The sequence below is a fragment of the Maribacter sp. MMG018 genome, from assembly GCF_018100785.1.
Taxonomy (GTDB): domain Bacteria; phylum Bacteroidota; class Bacteroidia; order Flavobacteriales; family Flavobacteriaceae; genus Maribacter.
The window spans coordinates 1-22,453 of the sequence record NZ_JAGJEC010000004.1 but is presented as its reverse complement, the minus strand read 5'-3'; the positions used below and the strand labels follow the sequence as shown (position 1 = coordinate 22,453).

Below are 22,453 nucleotides of genomic sequence, written 5' to 3'. Positions count from 1 at the left end.
CCGAGGTTTTTGTCTATTTGAGTATTTTAATAAGTTTCTTTGGCAATTAGTTTTCCTCCATATCCGCCTGGATCCAGTATTACCCCACTGGAAGTGCCGGAAGGAGTCGTTTCTACATATATCTGTATATCATGGGTTCCGGCAGGTAGATCATCAAAAACATCAAAAACAGATACAAAATCTGTTGTATTACTAGAAGTTATTGCAGCGAGACTTTGCAATGAACCGACCTCGCCATTTATTCTAGTAGATACTTTAATCCCATTAGCCCCGGAAAAGGTTCCTGAACCTACCCTAGAATTTAGTATGACCTCTATTCTAGTATCGTCGAATTCCTTTTCAATGGTTAAAACAGGGCCAATAGGAGCTGCTGTTGTATTGGCATCTATCGATGCGGTATTTAAATTGGAACGTTCAAAATAATTTGAGGTGGGTGCAGAATCACCTTGTGGTCCCTCAGGTCCTTGAAGGCCTTGCTCTCCCTGTGGTCCTTCTGGTCCTATAGGGCCGATGTCGCCTTCTTTTGTACAAGAGGTGTTCAATAAAATGATACCTAAAAGTAAAAACAGTGTACTTTTGATTTTAGTTTTCATAATTATATTATTTAATATTTACATCTATTAATGTGCTAAAGAAGTTGGGGTTAACACAAGAGGTTAAGAAATTAGGTTATGTTGGTCAGGGCGTATAGCCCACCACTGCCGAGTTAGCCGGAAAAAGGACACCACCGGGGCCTTCATCGGAGAAGGTGACGATTGCCATGACCAGTTGTGGGCCGTTGCGCCGTATGCTTCCAACAATCCAGGATATGACACCTGATTTATTGGTTATGGCTCCTTCAAAAAGTCCGTTGTTCACCGAATTGATCTGTACTTCGAGTTGGGAGTCAGTGTCAATGACGTTGGTCTCCAAATCAAGATAGAGGGTGCCGAGGCCCCTGCCTGTTTCATCGAATACGATACTGGTGGCCTGTTGTTCTCCTGTTCTGGGCTGGTCGACAAAACCTATTAATTTTTTGCCCACGACTTCGGATAAGGTTATGCTTTGTTGCTGTCCTCCGTAGATACCTCCGTTTCCTGCCCCAAAATCGATCATGAACATGCCCGAAGGAGTGGTCTGCCCAAGACCTACCCAAGTAGTTCCGTCGTTGATTTCGAGGGTGCCAGAGTCACAAGTGGCACTTCCGGGAATACTCATGGGGCCATCCGTTGTACAGGGGGCCAATGGATCAAGACAGTCAAGGCTTTTTTGAATTCCGTTGAAAGTAAATCCGCCTCCTGTTTCCGAAATGTTGAGCGACCCATATGCGGGTTGGGTGCGTACATCGTATACGCCTTGGGGCGGAATCCTTACATAATTGTAGGTGCCTGCCAAGGTTCCGCAATCGCTGCGGTCGACGCCATTTATTATTGGGCCGGACAAGCTGCCGGCAGGTTGGGCAAAAAGTGACATTCCCGGTATTTCCGCGGCGTAGAAGAAGCCCAAACCTCCTGAAGGGTAGGCTGCATCGGCCGGGGTAGTGGTATCCAAAACCAATTTTAGAAACCCCGAAGGTAGTTGCGAGAATGTGCCACTGAAGGCTAGGTCGTCCGACGGGTCGGTTTCGGTACCATGGTCCCAAGTGCCTGTCCAGGTCATAGCGGTGTGGTCTAGATCAAATGTCCAGATGTCACCTGGACTTTGGGTAGCCGTATAAGCCCTTATTTCCGTAGGTTCGTCACTGAATCCGTTTTCGTCTTCCATAACTTGATCTTTATCACAGGCAGTCGCAAAAGACAATAGGACAATTGTCCAGATCCATTTTATATCTGAAATTTCCGTAATTATAATTGCCCATATATTTTTTTTACAGTCTTCTAGACTTTGCGTTGAAGTTTTCATGGGGTTGAAATTTTTAGATTATTAAGTGTTTTTATTTGATGTACCGTAGGAATCTAGGTTAATATTGGGGCATAAAAAACCTCGGTATTGACCGAGGTTTTTTTGTTATCTATAAGCCCCTTAAAGTGACGATTTCACCAACGGGTTCTCGTGTGTTAAAACCACCAAAGACCCAAATGGCCCCATCATAGTTAAGGGTGGCAAATTTGTTCAGTGGAGTGGGAGAAGGCCCTAAATCGGTATATTGAGTCCAATTTTCCATGTCGTCGGAATAATATAGATCTGCATAAGGTCCTGTAATAAGGCCCATTCCGCCAAGGATCCATACTTTGCCGTCATATACGACTGCACCATGATGATACCTATCGGAAAATATATCGCCGGAAAGGGTAAGGCGCGTCCATGTTCTACCGTTGTCGCTTTCCCAGATTTCGTTGTAGGCGATACCTTCGCCTTGTCCTCCTATTACATATAGTTTGTCGTTAAAAACAACGGTTTGGTGTGCTTCCCTTGGGGGAAAGGGGTCGGAGGTTTCCAAATTCCATGAAATACCGTTGCTGGTAGACCATACTTCGGTCTTCCAAAAAGATGAGCGACTTACCCCGATAACGAACATTCTACCATTAAAGACGGTAAGGGTGGGGTAAAACAAATGCCCGAATGGAGCATGTTCCAATTGTCGAACCCATGTCTCCCCATCGGAGGAGGACCATATATCATCATATTCTACCCATGTAGGGGTATCGGTATTTATGCCTCCAACCATCCATATCCGATCATTAAAAACGGCAGTTGCGTGTCCTCTTCTGGCTCCAAATTGGTTAGAGGTTACACTACGCCAATTAATACCGTTGTCACTGTTCCAGACATCGCTATTGCAATTGGGAGAACTATAACTATTATACCCGCCAATGGACCATATTTTACCATGAAACTCTACGATTTTATTGTCATAAAAACTGCCCATTTGGTCTTCATGGGTCTCAACGTTGATTTTAAGGAAATAACTATCGTCTTTAGGAAAACCTTTGGTGTCTTTTTCTTTTTGGTCATAGTCTTTGATCTCGCCGATCAGGTCTTTCTCGCATGAACAGAATATACTGATCAATATCGTGTAAGCCATTATATATTTTAGAACTTTCATAATATTTTGTTTTAGTTTTTATGATGTGATAGGTGTAGGTGTTTATGTTGGTACTTTAAAAGGAAGGGATTATATGGACAGGTCCAATTTTATTAATTTTCCATCATTGCCACGGTGGCCGTAAATCCAAAAATTGGATCCGTCATAGGCTATCCCAACAATGGATACATCTGGAAGGGCATAAGAATTTACCACAGTTAGCCCGTCAGTAACATCACATTTATACAACATGCCGTCTGCACATACATATAAATAACCGTCTTGGTAATCTAGTCCGTTAGGTGTGGTATCTCCCAGCTCAATGGTTTGCTCAATGGAAACAGTATTATAATTGTATAGATACAAAGTTCTTTCGTTACCACTGGCGGCCCAAATTTTATTATAATCAACGGAGGCTAATCCGTATATCCAAGCACCTAGGTCTATAGACTCATCTATGTAGGTGTTGTCAGATTCTCGGTAGAAAAAGAACTTAGAATAGCCGTTGCTGCTTTGAAATATATATTTGCCAGAACTGTCATATTTTTCTACTTCTACGGCAAAGGCACTTCGGGTGGTCGTAATGGTGCCCTCTAGGGCAAAGGTCTCGGGGTTTACCAACCCTATGTCTTCAACTTCATAACCGTTGCCGACCAAAATTTGGCTCCCGTTCCAGGCAATATCCACATCCTCGTTCCAAGGTGCGTCCCCTTCCTCTAAAATAGTTAGTTCTTCTATCCAATCGGTGTCATCTACCGTTTCGCTTTTAATCAAGTTTATGGAACCGTCAGGAAAATTCAAGACCAATTCATCCTCTGTTAATGTGTAATTCACCAAAGCTGATCCATAGCCATAATTTAGGGTTATCTGGCTGTTTTCCTCATCATTGGCATAATTGGCATTATTAAGGTTTTTGAATCCCAATTCGTTTTCATTGAGGATTACTAAGGTATTGTCGGTGTTAATTATAAAATATTTAGCATTATCGTAACCATAAAGATTAGTCGAACTAACCGACCAAGTACCATCAATTTGTGGGGTTTCCTCAATAGGGGTCTCTTCAACGGGGGTTTCTTCGGTGGGTGTGTTTTCGGCTATGGGTTCGGGCGAATCATCGTTTTTGCTGCAATGAATGAATAATAATGATGTTAGGGCCAAAACCACGGAGTGAATTCTTGAAATTTTCATAATGTAATTTTTATAGATACACCCTTTTATGAAGAACCTGTGCAAAGGTTAACAAGCGAACAAAAAAGAATGGATAATTGGGTGTAGACTATGCTAGTAATAGAAAAAAATATATCCATATTGTTATGGCTAGGGCTATGATCAAAATTCTTTTTATCATTTCTAATTTCTTATAGGTTTCCATTGGTGTGTTTTTTTATGCGTGTTATAATGTATGTTGCAAGAAGGGGTAGGTTAACATTAATTCTAAAAAAAATATAGGTCTGTTTTTTTTAGAATTTTGTAATAGGAATACTACAAAAGTCCGTTAACAGGGAGTTATGCGATTTATTGGTGGGCATCAGGTCTAAAAAAGGTTAAATTAGCCGTTAATGATGTTAACCTTTTCAATTCCTGATTATTAAAGTGGCAAAGACAGATAAAGACATTACGCTAGAAGAACTTAGATCGGGTTCTGAGAAAGTACTTAAAAAGGTATATGAGGATAACCGGGCCAAGTTTCTGAATTTTGCAAGGCGTTATGATCTTACCGAAGAAGAGAATATAGATATCTACCAAGATGCCTATATCGTCTTTTATGAGAACGTAATGAACGGAAAATTGGAAGAACTGACCAGCAGTGTTTCCACTTATCTGTTCTCTATCGGTAAGTATTTAATTTTTGATAGAATGAGGAAGAACAAAAAATCGGTCTCAGGAAGTTATGACCTTTCAAAAGTAGGGGAAACCGATGTGCATATAAATACGCTCGACCTTGAAAGTGCAGATCTTACTAGGGAGCAGAAGTTGCTCAAAGAACACTTTAAAGGTCTAGGAGCTAAATGCCAAGAATTGTTGACACTCTTTTATTACCGTGGTTATACCATTCAAGAGATTATGGAAAAAGGCAATTATAATAGTGAAAATGTGGTGAAAGCCGCTAAATCCAGATGTATGAAAACACTGAAAGAACGCATCCAGGAAAATACCTACTAGATTATGGACAAAGAGCAATTACTATATAACTATTTTTCTGACCGTATTACACCAGAGGAGCAGAAACTTTTGGATCAACTTTTGGAGACGGATAAAGAGTTTCGACAACAGTTCAATTTTGAAAATGACCTTAAACAGGTTATAAGGGAAAAAGAAAATAGTGAACTTAAGTCACGGTTGGTAGATTTTGAAGATGATATCAAAAAAGAAAGGCCTATCCAAAAAACAACACTAGACATCCGTAAATGGGCCATAGCAGCTTCTGTTGCTTTGGTAATTGGCTTAGGTTGGTTGGGGTACAATACATTTTCTGGTCCAAATTATGGCAATTTGTACGAGGATAACTTTCAAGAGTATCCGAATACGGTCTATGCCATTACCCGAGGAGAGGATACCGGTGATTCGCAAGAACGGAAAGCTTTTATGGCCTATGAAACCGATAACACCTCTGAGGCCATTGCTCTTTTTACGGAGCTTAAGCAAACCCAAAACACGGAAACGGTCAACTTTTACCTTGCTCAGTCGTATTTAAAGATAAGCGAGCCCAAGCGGGCAATCGACTTGTTCGACCAGGTAATTGATGTTAACGGCGAATTTCTGCCACAGGCCCTTTGGTACCGATCTTTGGCCTATTTAAAACTAAGGGAAAAAGAAAAAGCAATGGAAAGCTTAGAAGCCCTAGTGGAAGACGGTAGGTACAAAAAACCGGAGGCGATTGAACTTTTGGGCGAATTGGAGTAAACTAGTTTTTGCACGTTTTTTTATCAAGAAGTAAACCAAGAAAGTGAGGCATACAAATAGAAGGGCGCCGTAAAGCGGCCATTTGTAAGTATGTTGCACTACGGGCGCATCATCTCCGATTACGATAAGCGCCGCCCAGTAGCCCGGGCCCAAGTTACTGCCCTTGTTGGTGTTTATGTAATGCAGTTTGGCTTCGCGCAGCGCTTCCGATTGGCTAAGTCCTTCACTAAGATTTTGATAAAAACCGGCCATTATTTCCTTGCTGCTCTTATCGTTGGTCGACCATAGCGAAGAAATGACACTTTTGGCTCCGGCATGAAAAAAGCCCCTAGCCAGACTCATGGCACCTTCGCCTTTTTTTAGCTCCCCAATAGAGGTGTTACAGGCACTTAAAACTACCATTTGGGCCTCTGTTTTTGCGGCATAAAGTTCGTTTAGGTAAACTTTTTCATCACTGAAGGCAATCCAGGGGTTGCCGTTATCGCCCACATCCGCATGGGTCGATAAATGAATGATCTTGTAAAGCGGAAGGTTCTCGAGAAAGTTGCTTTTGGTAGCTAGGTCGTTGAGGTAGGTATCCCCTTCAAAATAGATTGCGGCCTCTTCAACCTCCGGTTGGCTAAAATGGAGTTGCTGCAGGTTCAAGGTCGAAAATTCGACCGGGGCCAAACCGAAAAAGCCCCGACGGGGTGTGTTGCCTATCTTTTGCTTCGCATCTAAATACGAAACGGAATACGCATAGGTTATTTCGGTGTCCTCAATGAGATAGCGGGCCGGGTTTGTTTTGGTGACAAAGGCCTCAAAGGGTATTTGCTGTAAAAGGTAATCGGAGACGATGGTCACTTTTTTGTTCTGAAGTTCTTTAAGAACGGTAGAAGGAATTAGTTGCGAAAAAATTTTATTGGAAATGCGGTTAAACTGCTCCAGTTTAGACCGCGAGGCCCCAAAGTCGGTCAGTTGGGTATATAGTTCTATGAGTTCGTTATTGAGTTCGGGGGCGTTTTCCAACTTAAAAAATACGGTGGATTCGCTGCTGTTGAAAAGACCGTAACCTTGGTCTTTATTGAGGATGTATTGCAACACCGCACGGTCTTGCGTTACATATTTCGACTTAAAGGATTCATACGGTAAAATTTGAATCTGTTTTTTGGTCTTTTCATACTCCGGATAAGCTTCGGTCAAGGAGTCTATAAAGGAGTAATACCTTTGTTTTGTCTCGTAAACCACTTTTTTAAGGGAATCTTTTAAGGTGGGGTCGGTGTGGTTCTGGTACTGGTTTTCCTGAAGTAAAATGTCCTTTTTTAAAAGAAACTCCCGCTCCGATACGTCTTGGGGTAAATTGGCGATTTCCTTGGCTTGTTCCGCACTGATATCCTCCAAAAGCAAAAGGGCCTTGTTCCGCTCCATAAAGTAATAGGCCGTTTCGGGGAGGTTTAGCAAATAACACACTTCTACCGCCTTTGAATAGAGGTTTGCGCCCTTCTCCCTCCAAAAGTATTTGGACTGGTTTTCGGTGCTTTCGTTTCGGATCAGGTCGATCAAGCGATCGGAAAGACGGAAAGTGGAAAGTGCATATTGAAGATAGGCCTTCTTGGGCTCTTCCTCATAAAATCGCAACCAACCATTTGCCTTGGTGACCAAATGGTTGAGCAAGAATATTTTTTCGGAGGCCACTTCTATTTCACTGAGGGAAGGTAGGGTTGTGACTTCAACGGGGTCCGATTTGTTGATCGACCAGTAAATGGCCTTTTGGTAGTGGTACATTGCCTTGTCAAAATCTTTCTTGGCGCTATAGAGGTCTCCCAAATTTTCATAGGGCAGCGAGTAGTTGGGGTCATGGTCGATGGAAATTTGCAGATACTTCTCGGCCAACTCAAATCGTTTTAATTTAATTTCGGAAAAACCAAGGCTGTTATATACCCGGGCGAGTTCGTTGGGGTAGAGGTTGAGGGAGTCCGATAATACCTTTTTGTGAAATTTTATGGCATTTTCATAGTCACCGATTTCAATCAGCCTGTTGCCCTCGGTTTGGTTGATCCTATTATTATAGTAACTCTCGCTGATGCCCGAATGTTTCAAAAGGGAATCTGCCTTTGACAGATTGGTACGGATCTCTTGCGAAAACTGGGCGATGCCCATTAAGGAGAAAATTTCGGCCTTGATGATATGGGCATCGATGAGATTCTCGGTTATTTTAGTGCTGTTGTTGGAAATTATAATTTCATCAAATTGTTCCAGTGCCTTGTAAAAGTCCCCGATCTCAAGATAGATGTTGCCCAGTTCAACCTTGGCATTTTCTATCTTAGCGGCATCTTTACCGTTTTGCACTAGAAAAAGATATGCTTTTTCGGCTTTGAACACTTCCCCGTTCAAATGATGGAAGGCACCGAGGTTGTAGGCAGTTTTTTCCAAAGAACCTGGGGGAAGGCTATCGAGCTTCTTTTTAATGTTCAAGGCCCTTTCCGTATAGCCAATGGCCTTTTCGAGGTCGGTAACGCTGCCGGTATTCCACCAGTTTTCATAATACCATTTGCTCGCCACATCATGGTAGCAATCGGCAAGTTCCCGGTCGTTTAAGTGGGGCTTGTTGTCCTTGAAAAATTGATCGAGGCTATTTTCTGTACGCTGCTTGGCCTGTCCGCTTTCAATTATCTGAAGCAGTTGGTCGTGTTGCGATACACCAACAATGGGAAATAGAAAAAAGAGAATAGGTATGCACCAAAAAACGGGAACCGAAAAGAAAGGGCGTTGCTTTGACATTTTTTGACCTATGAATGCTACAAAGTACAACAATTGCACAATGTATATAAATACAAATGGCTAAAAGAGAGTATAATATGCCGAAAAATTAAAAACAGGAAAGCCCTTGATAGAAACCAAGAGCTCTCAAACCTGTTTATGGGCAAAACTATTCGCGTAGAATTACACGTCCCCCTTCAATTTTTCCGTCGAGTTCGGGAGAGTAGCTAACTATGGGCAAAGACAATATCGCCGATTTTAAACCCTCCGATACCAATCCTGTCTCGCGATGTACAATGGCTGCCAGGGCCGTCATGGCTCCCGTTGAATAGGAAGTGCCCTCTAACTTAATCAGGTCGTCCAATCCGCTAGGGTAACCTAGGATAACTTCATAGCCATTAAAGGCCATGGCTACTTGTACGCTTTCGTTTCCGAAATTTGATTTTTCGTGTAACCTTGGATCCTCTCCGTCGCCCTCAATGTAATTGTAGCCGGCTACGGTCAACATGTTTTTGGTCCGATAGGAAGATAAAAAGTGGCCTTCGGGACCATTGTCGTTATCCCTGCCTTCGTTGCCTGCCGATGTGGTCACCAGAACCCCAAGGTCATTTAGTTCGCCTAAAAGATGGGCGAATATGTTGCTGTCAGAACTGAAATAAGTGCGGTCCAAGGCACCACCAAAACTGGCGTTGACTACATGGATATTCCCTCCGTTTTCGTTTATCGATTTTACATAGGTCAGGGCACATAGTATGTTCCAATATGAGCCCTTGCCTTCGCTATCGAACACTTTTAAGGGCAGAATTTGGTAGTTTACCGGAGTTTCTTCGGCATCGAGGATATCGGTAATGATCTTGGTGACATAAGTGCCGTGGCCGTTTTCGTCCAAAATATCTTGATTTCCCTGGGTGAAATTCCATCCCGATTGGGTGCTTATACAATCGGTGAAATCGGCACTTGGGAAAAGAACATTTCTGTCCGATGAGGTAAGTTCGGGCCGAAAATAATCTATCCCGGTATCCAAAATGGCAATGTTCACACTGTTTTCATCGCGAGGCGCTATAAAGGCCGGTTCGCCACCGCTTTGACCTTGGGCGACAAAGGGGGGCATATCCGGTAAGGAGACAATAAACGATTGTTCTCCCTCGATTCTTCCCCGAGGGTTGCGTCGCGGCAATCTGTCCACGACCCCCTCGATGATCGCCTCTACGTTTGGTGTGGCCGGGTCGAACTTCCACATTTCAATATCATCGCTGCCACAATCGCATTTCAAGATTTCCAATCCGGGATATTCGCTCGTTATGCTATCACGTATTTCGGTTTTTCGGGTCGTATCGACACCATCATAGGTAACGATGACCTCGTTGGGCGAAAGGTCGATCTTATCTTTTTGGCTACTGGCGCCCTCGTCGACAATTATTTCATTGTACTTTTCTTCGTTGTCGTTTGGGTCGTCGTCATTGTGGTCTCCGTAATGCCATTTAGAACAGGAGGTAATGCCAAGGCATACCAATATAATCAGGGTTGTCTTTAATTTCATAGTAGTGGTTGTTTAATATTTTTAGTTTTGGTTACTTGCTATATTGGGTAAGCTCCATTCGGCTGATCAGGGCTCCGTTCTTTTTGTAGCTCTCTTGCTTTATCATGCCTATGCCCTCTGCTAACCATAGTTTTGTAGATGTTTCAATATTCGCGCCCATAGCCTCGGTAGTTTGGTCCTCGGTTAGTAGATAACAATCAAAGGTGCCCGCAGAGGTGGTTATACTTTCTTTTTTCTCTACTTTTCGATTTGTTTGGTTTACCGAGGTATTCATATTAATACCTCCCATGCTCATGGCTATTGAAACATTGGCATCTGCCAATTGTTGGCCCACGCTCAGGTTGTTGGGCAATTGAATATCGGTTCCCGAGATATCCATCTCCATTCCCATGTCGGTATACTGCTGCATCATTTGCGAAGGGAAAAGAGATTCATAATCGATGGTGACCAAACCGTTTTCACAACTAAAGGAATAGTTGGATTCAAATAGGTCCTTTCCCTTTTTATCCTTGTATTTCATGTCGAACGTAGCTACGGTGGCATTACCTTCGGACCGTACTTCTGAGATGGTGTAATGTACAGAGCCATCTATCTTTCCTTTTTTGTTGTAGTTGGTATATTCAAAAGAACTACCTTCTTTGAGTGGGTAGAATTTACTGCAGTTGTCTTGGCCAAAAGTGATGGTGGCCATGATAAAAGATAATACTACAGTTAGTAAAGTGGTTTTCATGATTTCGTTTTTTATAGTTTAATAAATTCTACACGCCGGTTCAATGCTTTACCGTCTGCTGTAGTATTGTCTCCAACAGGTTTTGTTTCTCCCATACCTTCTGTAGACAATCTACTTTGAGAGACGTTATAGATAGATACAAGGGCGTTTTTTACCGCATCTGCCCTTTTTTTTGATAATTCAAGGTTTTTTTGGTCATCGCCATCTGCATCGGTATGGCCAACGATCTTTAGATTTATAGTACTGTCTTGTTGAAGTACCTGGTATATCTGTCGGATAATACCCATAGATTGTGGTTGTATCTGGGCCGATCCACTGTTGAACAGAATACCGGTGGTAGATATTTTTCCGTCTGCCAATAATTTTCTTCTTAGATCCACACCTCCCTTGGCTACTTTTACATTACTTATAAGAATAGATTCTTTGTTGGTGTCGGTTCCGCGGAGCGTAAATTTTATACCCCGCATTTGTGTATTTGACGGTAACAGTCGTGGTACGTCAATATATTTGTTCTCGTTGATCCAAAATCTAAAACGTTCTTTGTTTACAGCTATCGATACATGGTGTTTCTCTTTTACAATGTTTCGTATATCTGCCTTTACGTCGTTTCGGATCACCCTTTTCGAGGCTATTTTGTTTTCAACGATTACCCCGGGGTTTATAAATTGACAAAAAGAGTATTCTACCATACCCATGTTCGCCGATTGTTTAAAAGTGTTGTTGTCACTTATAACAATGCCGAAATAAGATTGTGATGAAGTTTTGCTGTCCAGTCCTAAGGCAATTACATCAAACTCTAAGGTGAATTCATCTGGCAATGGGCTGATATCAGGAATGTAGGCCATTGAGAAGCCCGGTAGAATTTTTAGCCATTTATTTTCTTCGCCATCTAGTGTAACAAGTTCGCCACTTCCGTTGGTGTTCCATCGGGAAGGAAAATCACCGACAAATTCATTTGAAAAATCATCTAAGAACAAGGGTTCGTCCCCAGGAACATAATCGAACTTACTGTAAACCGACAATGTTTTGGATGAGGCTTCTGTCGGGGTTCCTACGTCGGAACTTTGTGGAGAATTGGTGTCGCCAGAGCCTGTCTGTGACGATTTGTCTCCGGTAGGGATGGGGGATTTTTTACCGCTCTTTGCTCCGGGTTCAAAAATACTGTCCAAGGCCTGATCTGTCTTTTCGGAGGTTTCTTTCTCTACACGCCGTTCTACTGTTCTTTCCGCGGCCTTTTCGGCCGCTTTCCCTAATTTTTTCAGAAACTGGCCATGAACTTCAGATGCGGATAAAAAAACAAAGGATAAGGTGAGTATTAGGTGTAAGAAGTGCTTAATACGTTTCATCGGTACATAAATTTTAGTGTATTCATAGGTGTTTTTAATAGAGAAACAGAAAAGGGGAAATAATTTGGTTCCCGATCTAATCTCACTATTTAATGCCTGCACATCTATTAGGGTTAACATTAAAACTAAAGAAACTTCAACAAATCTTTAAGAAGAATGTATAGCTGGCAACTACAGGCTTATGAATACTTAAAAAATATGTATTAACGTATTTTATAGACTATGAAAGAATTATCCAGGTCTTTAATGACCAGTTCAGGTCTTTTGTCATTGTCCATATCGGCCATATCTATAGTAGAAGTGCCGAAAATCGGAAAACCGGAAATGGGTTTTGCCTGACTGTCGAACAAGTACGATTTTTGATTTTGTATATCGGTCACCGATACATATATTTTATCGTTCAGGTAAAAAATGGATGGTTTGGTGTATACGCCTAGCTCTAAGGCTACTTTTTTGTCCCTGATGGTCAAAATATTATCGTCCATTAACACCAATGTTCTAGAGGTAGCATCCATGCCATGGTCCGCATTTAATTTCATGTCCGCTTTTTCAATGTTGCCCTTGGTATCTATTTTATATAGAACACCGTCTTTGGTAGTTATGACAAACTTATTTTTATGGACCTTGACATCGTTTTCGGAAAAAGAGAATTTTTGAGAAACTTTTACCCTAACATTGCCAACACGATTTAGTATTTTAAGACTGCCATCATTGAGTCTAAAGACCAAATAATCTTTTTGGCCGATGTTAAAATGCTGTGGTGCGGCTATTATATTCTCTTTGGCCTTTGTATACTTAAAGCCGGATACAATGTTCCCTTGGCTATTGTACATAAATACTTTATCGTTTTGGGTAACCACGAACCTATAGTTCTTGTTGCCCTCATAATCGAATACGGCCAATGGGTTAAGGTTACCGCCTTCATATTTAAAGGTAAAAGGCGCCACCTCTTTGCCGTTTCGGTCTATAACAAAAAATCTATTGTTGGTCGTAAATGCCAGTTGGAATTTTCCGTTTTTATAAATGTCTATTTCGTGTATTTTGCCTTGCACGGCACTCTCTAACTGTTTCTTCCAAAGAATTTTTCCTTGTGTGGAAATAAGGTAAAGTACATTGTCTTGGTCTTGAACAACAATTTCTTTCTTGTTTGTTCTGTGGTTTGTGAAGAATTGGGGGTTAAGCAGAATATCGGTCTCTAATTGAATATTGAATATTTCGGAAACACCTGCCAAGTTCTCCGATTCCGATATTTTTTTTAGAAAATAATTGGTATGTAGAAAACCGTGGTCGGCAATTATTTGAGACCCAAAAAGGTAATCTGATAAACCGGTATTCTTTAAATCATTGGCCAAATGCGTATAACCATTTTGTTTTAGGTTTTCTTGAAAACCTTTGAAGTTTGAGACGGTAAGTATGGTGGACTCGTCTGTAGTAATATTCTCTGTGTTTTTGTACATTACCGTATTGGCCAATGATCTCTCGCCTTTATTGGTAGAGATAATGTCTTTTATAGGTGCTAGTTCTTTACTAAAGACAAAGGTGTTTTCGATAATACTGGCATACTTTGGTGTAAAATCATCAATGATCGGGGAAAGGTTTTTAGAGATAAAATTATCGGGTCTAAGCTCTAATATTTCACTTCCCTGAAAATCGATGGAGGAGCTCTTAAGATTGTTTACAAAATCGGTGATGTTGGCAGCTCCATAGGTTTTTAGAACAACGGCCTTAGCACCGTTTATTTGAGCAATGCCTATTTCTTCTACCGTAGATAAAATAGAATCCTTTTCTAAGTCCCCATCCAAATATTTTTCCCTGTTGTTGGAAAACGACTTAAAGTCGTTAAAGGTGATGGATCGGTAAGAGTCCGTATTTGTAGGTATAAGTTTTGCGGTGGTGTTGGGTAAAGGTTTGGTGTCGGTGAAGAGTTTAAGGTAGTTGTTTGTGGAATCTTTTAGAACAGTTATACCGTTCAATAATAATTGGTCGTCCTTAAGGTTTACGTCCAACGAGAGCCAGTTATTGTGTTTAAAAGATTGGGTCGTGTCCGGCTTAATATTCAATAGGTGGTTGTATAGTTGTTCACCTTTAGACAAGTCTACCCATATTTGGGCAGATTTAGATGGGTCCGATAATTTGTTGAATTTTTCGAGGATATCATTTTTAGTGCCCTTCTGCCGTTCTATATTTTCCTTGATGTTTAATAGAAGAATTTCCGAAGAACTAATTACTTGTTTGTTTTTTATTGTGGCTTTGTTAAAGGTAGTATTGTTTAAAGTGTATTTATCAATCTTCAATCCGGCGTTTTCAATTGTTTCAAGGGTTTTGTCCTTTATATTGTCCATATTTAGGATGGGAAGCGTATCCGATGAAACATAAACAAAATCAAAACTGTTTTGAGAATTTTCCAATATGGCAAGAAGACCGTCTGTTTTACTTTGAATATATTTAAGCTGTCGTAGCCCGTTGCTTATTTTTTCCGAAAAATCTAATTTTTCTACATTGGATATGAGGTCGTTGTCCTCAATTTCTGATTTAAAAGAATTTAAGTCATTGATTTTAACTATTACCGAAACGTTTTCCGGAACAAAATTAAGGAGAGAATCCGTAGGCTCTTTTTTTGGTGAGCAGGCGGTAAAGTAGATAGCACTAAAAAAAAGAAGTAGTATTCTAACCCTCATAAATTTACTTTTAGGCAAATTTATACTTTTTAAAGTTCTAGACTAAGTTGTTCGGGCAGTAGTCTAAAAGTTTTTCTGTGGTATTTGGTAATACCATATTTTCTTATGGCCTCCCTATGTTCCTTGGTAGGGTAGCCTTTGTTTTTTTTCCAATTGTACATCGGAAATTCTTCATGTAATTTTTCCATGTATTGATCTCTATAGGTTTTTGCCAAAATAGAGGCCGCGGCAATGCTCATGTATTTAGAATCGCCCTTTACAATACATTTATATGGTACGTTTTTGTATGGTTTAAACTTATTGCCGTCCACTATAATAAAGGGCGGTGTCTCCGAAAGTTGGTCGATTGCTTTGTGCATGGCCAATATAGAAGCGTTGAGGATATTTATTTCATCAATTTTTTCTGGTGTTATATGTGCTACACCAAAGGATACGCTTTCGTTTTCGATGATCGATTTTAGCAGATCTCTATTCTTTACGGATACTTGTTTAGAATCGTTAAGAATGGTATTTTCGAAGTCTTTTGGTAATACTACCGAAGCAGCCGTTACCGGACCGGCCAAACACCCTCTTCCAGCTTCGTCAGTACCCGTTTCGTTAAAAAAAGTATAAAATTTCTTCAAAATTATGATTTTGTTAACTTTTTAATCAGTTAAATTTATTCTTGATAAAAGTTAAATGTTTGTGTTTTTTTCATTAAAAAATCAAAATTGATTTATTTTTTTTAAAACAGCAGAATATTTTAACATTTTTTGGCTTCGGCTTAAGAAGACTTTTGGATTACTTCGGTTTTTTCATGAATTTTGGCACTTGCTAATTCAAAAACCAAAAATGTATGAAACAGAAGTTTGCGTGGATGTTGACCCCTTTATTGGCGTTATGCATCTCATTTTCCTATGCGCAGGAAAAAACGGTTTCCGGTAATGTGACGGATCAATCAAATGTGCCATTACCCGGTGTGTCTGTTGTAGTAGTAGGAACTACTAACGGGACACAAACAGATTTTGATGGTAACTATACCATCATGGTAAATCAAGGTGACGTATTAAGGTTCACGTATGTTGGACAAAAAACAGTGACTAGAACAGTTGGGGCAGGTAATGTGATCAATGTTCAGATGGAGGATGATGCCCAAGCTTTGGAAGAAGTTGTTGTAACGGGTTATACCTCTCAAAGAAGATCGGATGTTACGGGATCTGTTGTTCAGGTAGATGCCGAAAAGTTATCTGAAATTATAGCTCCTAGTGTGGATCAGGCGTTACAGGGTAACGTGGCTGGTTTGGCTATGTCTGCTACTTCTGGTACTCCAGGTTCAGTATCTAACGTTCGTATTCGTGGTATTAGTTCTATTACTGCGGGGAATGAGCCTTTGTATGTAATCAACGGTGTTCCTGTAGGTAATGATAATGTAGGCGCTAGTAGTGCATACTCTTCATTGTCTCCTTTGGCTGCTTTGGATAACAATAATATCAAGTCTATAACAGTACTTAAAGATGCTTCTGCAACTGCTCAGTATGGTGCAAGAGGTTCTAACGGTGTTATTTTGATTACGACCAAGTCTGGTAAGGCGGGTGAAACTAAATTTAGCATTAACTCTAGCTACGGGTTTCAGAGAGATGCGATTACCGGGCCAGTTCCATTAACTGCAGCGCAGCGTTTAGAGCTTGGTGGTGAAGCTCTTTATAACGATGGGGATGCTGCTACTAAGCAAGATGGGATAAATCAATTGTTAGCTACTTCTTATGCTGATTGGGATGCGGCAGGTAGACCCGAGCCTCATTGGGATCGTGCTGTAAGAAACGACGCTGCCCCTGTTCAACAGCATAGTATTTCTGCTGCTGGCGGTGGTGACGACCATACTTTTTTTGGGTCTATAGGTTATATGAAACAAGAGGGAACGGTAAAAGGTCCTTCTTTTGAGAGAATTTCAGGATCTATCAATTTTACAAAAAATTTGACGCCAAGTTTGAAGTTTACTTCAAATAACCAAGGGTCGTATTCGACACAAAATGCTTTCTTGGAAACTAGTGCTTATTTTGAAAGCCCTAGGTCTGCAAAGTATTTTATGTCTCCATTGTATATGCCTTACAACGAAGATGGCTCTTATAACCTTTTTTCTGGTTCGTTGCCAAACCCTTTGTATCTTTTAGATAACAATATTTACGAAAATAGACTTACAAGAGTTATTTCCAATAATGCTTTAAATTGGGATTTAGGAAAAGGTCTATCTTATGGTAGTGTTTTCAATGTGGATTATCAAGGATATAATTACAGGAATTATTCGAACCGTGTATATGGTTACGGCGCTGCAAATTCTGGTGATGCGGAACAATATGATAGAACGAATGCCTTCTATGTTTTTCAAAATTACTTTGATTATAGTTGGGATGTTAATGATGACCACAGGTTGGATTTTAAAGTGTTGCAAGAATATCAATCAAACCGCAGATATTTTGTAGGTGGTTATGGTCAGAATTTTGCTGATGACGGATTGTACTATTTAGATAGTGTAGGTACTCCTAGTGGTGTGAGCTCTAGTTTCTATGATTATTATATAGCTGCCTACATGGGGTTGGTTAAGTATTCTGCATTTGGAGGTAAATATGTGTTAGATCTTTCATATCGTAGAGAAGGTAATTCTAGATTCTCAAAAGACAACAGGTGGGGTAACTTCTGGTCTGTTGGTGCTGCATGGAACTTGCAAAAAGAAAATTTCTTAGCTGATTCTGATGTGGTGAACAACCTTAAGTTAAGAGCTTCTTACGGTGTTACGGGTAACGCTAATATTAGTGCCAACCAATATCAGTCTTTATTTGGTTACAGTGCTGACTATAATGGAGAAGGTGCTCAGTATGTCGGTTCTTTTGGTAACGAGGATCTTTCATGGGAGACTTCTAATACCTTGGATGTAGGGGTTGATTTCGGCTTGTTTAACAACGTTGTGAGCGGTAGTGCTGGTTATTACCACAGAACTTCTAAAGATTTGTTGTTAGATGTGCCTCTTTCTTTAACTACAGGATTTGGTAGTCAATATCAAAACATTGGTGAGTTGACCAATAAAGGTATTGAGGTTGAACTTAATTTCAATATCGTTAATACAGAAGATGTTCAGTTTTCTTTGGGCGGTAATTTTGCAACCGTTGATAATGAGGTTACAGAACTTCCTCTGGATCCTAATGGAATTGAAAGAACAATAACTACGTCGACTACGAGAATAGAAACCGGACACTCTGTTAGAGAATGGTATATGCCTACTTGGGCGGGTGTTAACCCCGATACCGGTAATGAGGAATGGTACATCAATGGAGTAGATGGAGCTACGACTACAAATTTTAACGAAGCTGAAGCGGTTTTCCAAGGTGCCAATGCAGTACCAACTTTTACGGCTGGTCTTAACTTTAATTTCAAGTATAAGAACTTTTTCATAAACGCAAACGGTTATTATGCCGGTGGCAACAAAGTATATGAAGGTTGGCATTTGTATTTGAATCAGCCAAATGGGTATTCTGTCTTCTCCTACAATGGTTATACATCTTTATTGGATAGATGGCAAGAGCCCGGTGATATTGCTCGTAATGGCAAGTTTACGGGAGGTGCAACTGGATGGCAAAGACACTCTAAGTATCTATACGATGGAGATTTCTTTAGGTTAAGAGCTTTGACTGTTGGTTTTGATTTGCCTTCAAAAGCGGTAGAGAGAATAGGTGTTGATAAACTTAGGTTCTTTGTTAGAGGTAATAATTTATTTACTTGGGTTAAGGATGACAACTTGCTGTATGACCCTGAAGTAGATGTTGATAGCCAAGGAGGAGATGTGACACCTGGTGAAACCGGGTTGGAAACACCACCTTCTAGAACAATAGCGATAGGTGTTAATTTGAACTTCTAAAAAAAAGAAAAAGATGAAAACAAATAAAATTTTAGTGTTATCGTTTGCTGTAATGGCAATGGTGATGACATCGTGTAGTACGGAAGATCTTGAGCCTACCTTGGCACAAAGTAAAGATGTTGAGGGTAGTATTACCAAAGTGGACAACTTGTACAGTGTTCTTAAAGGGGCGCATAATGTTTTAACGGACGAGGAGTACTATGGTCGAGATATAATCGCTAACAATGAGGTTAGGTCTGACAACTGTTTTGCAAATGGTAGTTCCGGTAGGTTTACCACGAATGCTCAGTTTACTTATAATTCAAATACAGGTTATATCTGGGATGATGTATATGAGATGATGGCGAATCTTAACATTATCATTAATACAGATTTGTCTACTTTAGAAGGTGATTTGGATTATGGTGCCCATATTCAGGGTCAAGCATTGATCTTAAGGGCATTGGGTAATTATGATTTGTTGCGTTCATATGGGCAGCAACATGCAGGTGGAACCTTGGGTGTGCCTATTGTAACTACATTTAAAGGTGAGGATTTATTTCCTTCTAGAAGCTCTGTAGAGGATGTAAAGCAAGCGATCTATACCGATTTGGAAACAGCTTTTGGAATGATGGATTCTTCCTATGATACAGATAAGACATTGGTGTCTAAGTATGTGGCTAAGGCATTGGAGTCTAGGGTTGCTGTTTACTTCGGAGACTGGCCTAGAGCGGTAACAGCTTCGGAGGCTGTTATTGGTTCTGGCTTGTATTCTGTTATAGATGCCGGTTCGTATGTGTCTAGTTGGTCTGGAGACGGTGGTTCTAACGTATTGTTTGAATTGGCATTCAGTGCTACTGATAATTTAAGTTCTAATTCATTGGCATACATTTACAGATATCCCGAGGATGAACCAGGAGGTTATGGTGATGTTCAGGTGATGGATGATGTAGTTGATATTTATGATGCAGGTGATGTTCGTTTAGATATCTTAGGATACCAGGACGGGGGTACTGTGTTGAGGAATATGGGTAAATATCCAGAGACGCCAAATGGAACGGATAACATTCCATTGTTTAGATATGAAGAAGTAATATTGAACTATGCCGAAGCATTATTGGAGACAGGTGGAGATGCATTAACAGAGATAAATAAAATAACTTCAAACAGAAATGCTGCTCCTTATGCATCTGTTACCAAAGAAGATATTTTGAACGAGCGTAGAAAAGAGTTGATATTTGAAGGTTTCCGTTTTGATGATTTGATGAGAACAGGTCAATCAGTTGATGCTGTTGGGCTAACTCAAAATGTTATTCAGACATTGACTTATCCGAATAATTTGTTTGCTTGGCCTATACCATTGGCTGAGATGAATGCAAATTCTAATATGGTACAGAACGAAGGTTATTAATATACCTTAGTATCAATTATAAAAGAAAACCCCGCCTTTTGGCGGGGTTTTTTTATTGCATAAACTTTCACATTTTGTTAGTAACAAAAAAATTAACTTTGTTTCCGTAATATATGCGCATGAGATATTTTTTATTGTTGGTATTTTCTTTTTCGGCCCTGACACTTTTTTCGCAAGAAAGAAGACCGCCTAGGCAAAAAAACGATTCACTCTCTGTTAATAATGTGAAGACACTTCCAAAATCAGCTGCTAAGAAAGATAGTGTTAGCGAGGTTACCATTCGCGATTATAAGATTATTTCTTTTGCGAGAGATACCACCTTTTTAGATACCACCCTTACAGTTCAAAAAGAATACAAGTATAATTATCTGCGGCAAGATGATTTTGAGCTTATGCCTTTGTCCAATATTGGGCAAACCTATAATAAATTGGGGGTGAATGCGGAAAGGGCTACGATGTATCCTCAACTTGGGGCCATGGCCAAACATTTTAACTATAGAGAGGTAGAGGATATTAACTACTATAATGTAGCTACCCCTATGACAGATATTTTGTTCAAGACAACTTTAGAAGAGGGGCAGCTATTGGATGCCATGCTCACTTTTAATACCTCTAGGCGGTTAAATTTTTCAATAGGGTACAAAGGGCATAGGTCTCTGGGTAAATATAACTCCAATCAAATACAATCCGGTAACTTTACCGCTACCTCAAATTACATGACCGAGAACGGTAGGTATGCCCTACGGGCCCATATTGCGGCGCAAGATATACTTTCGGAAGAAAATGCGGGTTTGACCGATAAAGAGCTCCAGTTCGAGTCTGGCGACCCCGAGTTTACAGATAGGGCAAAAGTGGACGTTCGTTTTGATGATGCCGATAACAAGATCCTGGGTAAAAGATATTATTTAGATCATACATATAAACTAGTCAGAAAGAGGAAAGATTCCAGTATCGTAGAAAAAACGTCGTTGGCCATAGGGCATGTTTTTAATTACGAGACCAAATATTATCAATTCATGCAAGATTCGGGTGATTCGTACTTTGGGGATGCCATTCTTTCAACGATCAACGATAAGGCAAGTTTAAAAACTTTCTATAATCAGGTTAATCTCGAGTTTTATAATAGTGTATTGGGAAGGTTGAAGGGTAACATAAACCTTTTTAATTACGATTACTTTTTTAATAGTACGTTAATTTCCGAGGATGGTGATAAGATAGATAGTAAGTTGAATGGGGCTGAAGTGGCCATAGGTGCAGATTATGAAAAGAAAATTGGAGGATTTTTGGTAAATGGCTCTTTTAAGTATAATGTCTCAGGGGATCTTTCTGGTAATATATTGGACGCGGTCGCCTCTTATGACCTGAACGATAAATATAGGTTTAAGGTTAAAGTTCATTCCTCTGCAAGAATGCCGAACTTTAATTTTTTACTGTACCAAAGTGAATATTTGAATTACAATTGGCAGAATACCGATGTTTTTAAGAAAGAAAGAATAAATAGTCTTGAGTTTTCTTTGGATTCGAAATTGTTGGGAGGTGTTTCTGTAAAATATACCAATTTAGATAACTACACCTATTTTGGAACCGACCCCTCATTGAATCTGGAAGAGGGACTTGAAAATGCAAACATAAAACCATATCAAGAAGAAGCTGGAATCTCATATTTAAAGGTTAAGTACAATAAGGAGTTTACCCTTGGTAAATTTGCGTTGAACAATACATTCATGTACCAAGCGGTTTCTCAAGACGCCGATGTGCTAAATGTGCCACAATTGGTAACAAGAAACACTTTGTATTTTTCTTCCGATGTGTTTAAGAAGGCCATGTATTTACAGACAGGCATAACCTTTAAGTATTTTTCTAAATATAACATGAACGGTTATAATCCTGTTCTAGGTGAGTTCTTTGTTCAGGACAAGGAAGAGTTAGGGGGGTATCCTTTGCTGGATTTCTTTATAAATGCAAGAATACAACAGACCAGAATATTTCTAAAAGCAGAACATTTTAATTCTTTGTTTGGAGATTATAACTATTATTCTGCCCCTAATTATCCATATAGAGATTTTGTAATACGGTTTGGTCTTGTTTGGAACTTCTTTTCGTAATAGAAATCAGGGTTTGTAATTTGTTGTATATGAGAGTGTTGTTTTAGGTGTGTTTTGTAATGTGCTGATATTTAAACGATTGGCTTCTTTTTTTTATTTGTTTGCATTTTTTCCGTAAAAGTTGGTAC

Annotated in this window: 15 protein-coding genes; 5 read left to right on the top strand and 10 right to left on the bottom strand. The window is 40.0% G+C overall.

Going from position 1 to position 22,453, the window contains the following annotated elements; genetic code table 11:
* Positions 1-26: 26 nt before the first annotated feature.
* The 4 genes from J8L85_RS15150 to J8L85_RS15135 all read right to left on the bottom strand — a co-directional run bounded on the left by J8L85_RS15150 (position 27) and on the right by J8L85_RS15135 (position 4,192).
* Positions 27-593 carry a collagen-like protein gene (locus tag J8L85_RS15150; protein ID WP_211018659.1) on the bottom strand — a complete coding sequence of 189 codons (567 nt, stop codon included), beginning with the start codon at positions 591-593 and terminating at the stop codon, positions 27-29.
* Between the two features lie 85 nt (positions 594-678).
* The gene (locus tag J8L85_RS15145; RefSeq protein ID WP_211018658.1) at positions 679-1,881 is read right to left on the bottom strand and encodes a hypothetical protein; all 1,203 of its coding nucleotides are present in this window, start codon (positions 1,879-1,881) and stop codon (positions 679-681) included.
* A 109-nt stretch (positions 1,882-1,990) separates the two neighbouring features.
* A complete protein-coding gene (locus tag J8L85_RS15140; RefSeq protein ID WP_211018657.1) occupies positions 1,991-3,025 on the bottom strand; it encodes a hypothetical protein in 1,035 nt (344 codons plus the stop codon).
* 69 nt (positions 3,026-3,094) lie between these two features.
* Positions 3,095-4,192 (bottom strand): hypothetical protein, encoded by a 1,098-nt coding sequence (locus tag J8L85_RS15135; RefSeq protein ID WP_211018655.1) that lies wholly within the window; start codon positions 4,190-4,192, stop codon positions 3,095-3,097.
* Between the two features lie 405 nt (positions 4,193-4,597).
* Between J8L85_RS15135 and J8L85_RS15130 the strand changes: the two genes are divergently transcribed.
* Both J8L85_RS15130 and J8L85_RS15125 read left to right on the top strand, forming a co-directional pair.
* Entirely contained in the window at positions 4,598-5,167 is a 570-nt protein-coding gene (locus tag J8L85_RS15130) for a sigma-70 family RNA polymerase sigma factor (protein WP_211018654.1), read from the top strand.
* A gap of 3 nt (positions 5,168-5,170) precedes the next feature.
* Entirely contained in the window at positions 5,171-5,908 is a 738-nt protein-coding gene (locus J8L85_RS15125) for a tetratricopeptide repeat protein (protein ID WP_211018652.1), read from the top strand.
* Here the strand turns inward: J8L85_RS15125 and J8L85_RS15120 are convergent.
* The 6 genes from J8L85_RS15120 to J8L85_RS15095 form a co-directional block, all read right to left on the bottom strand.
* Complete coding sequence (locus J8L85_RS15120) at positions 5,846-8,668, bottom strand: CHAT domain-containing protein (protein ID WP_211018650.1); 2,823 nt, start codon at positions 8,666-8,668, stop codon at positions 5,846-5,848. The two genes, J8L85_RS15125 and J8L85_RS15120, sit on opposite strands and share 63 nt — an antisense overlap.
* A gap of 148 nt (positions 8,669-8,816) precedes the next feature.
* The gene (locus J8L85_RS15115) at positions 8,817-10,187 is read right to left on the bottom strand and encodes a S8 family serine peptidase (RefSeq protein WP_211018648.1); all 1,371 of its coding nucleotides are present in this window, start codon (positions 10,185-10,187) and stop codon (positions 8,817-8,819) included.
* A 31-nt stretch (positions 10,188-10,218) separates the two neighbouring features.
* The gene (locus J8L85_RS15110) at positions 10,219-10,917 is read right to left on the bottom strand and encodes a hypothetical protein (protein WP_211018646.1); all 699 of its coding nucleotides are present in this window, start codon (positions 10,915-10,917) and stop codon (positions 10,219-10,221) included.
* 11 nt (positions 10,918-10,928) lie between these two features.
* Positions 10,929-12,263 (bottom strand): OmpA family protein, encoded by a 1,335-nt coding sequence (locus J8L85_RS15105; protein ID WP_211018644.1) that lies wholly within the window; start codon positions 12,261-12,263, stop codon positions 10,929-10,931.
* A gap of 203 nt (positions 12,264-12,466) precedes the next feature.
* On the bottom strand, positions 12,467-14,941 hold the full coding sequence (locus J8L85_RS15100; RefSeq protein WP_211018642.1) for a ribonuclease HII: 2,475 nt from the start codon (positions 14,939-14,941) through the stop codon (positions 12,467-12,469).
* 29 nt (positions 14,942-14,970) lie between these two features.
* Positions 14,971-15,567 (bottom strand): ribonuclease HII, encoded by a 597-nt coding sequence (locus J8L85_RS15095; protein ID WP_211018959.1) that lies wholly within the window; start codon positions 15,565-15,567, stop codon positions 14,971-14,973.
* A gap of 209 nt (positions 15,568-15,776) precedes the next feature.
* Between J8L85_RS15095 and J8L85_RS15090 the strand changes: the two genes are divergently transcribed.
* From J8L85_RS15090 to J8L85_RS15080, 3 genes are all read left to right on the top strand, one after another.
* Positions 15,777-18,830: a TonB-dependent receptor gene (locus J8L85_RS15090; protein WP_247656695.1), complete on the top strand. Its 3,054-nt coding sequence runs from the start codon at positions 15,777-15,779 to the stop codon at positions 18,828-18,830.
* Positions 18,831-18,843: 13 nt separating this feature from the next.
* A complete protein-coding gene (locus J8L85_RS15085; protein WP_211018640.1) occupies positions 18,844-20,220 on the top strand; it encodes a RagB/SusD family nutrient uptake outer membrane protein in 1,377 nt (458 codons plus the stop codon).
* 119 nt (positions 20,221-20,339) lie between these two features.
* Positions 20,340-22,325 carry a putative porin gene (locus tag J8L85_RS15080; protein ID WP_211018639.1) on the top strand — a complete coding sequence of 662 codons (1,986 nt, stop codon included), beginning with the start codon at positions 20,340-20,342 and terminating at the stop codon, positions 22,323-22,325.
* Positions 22,326-22,453: the final 128 nt, after the last annotated feature.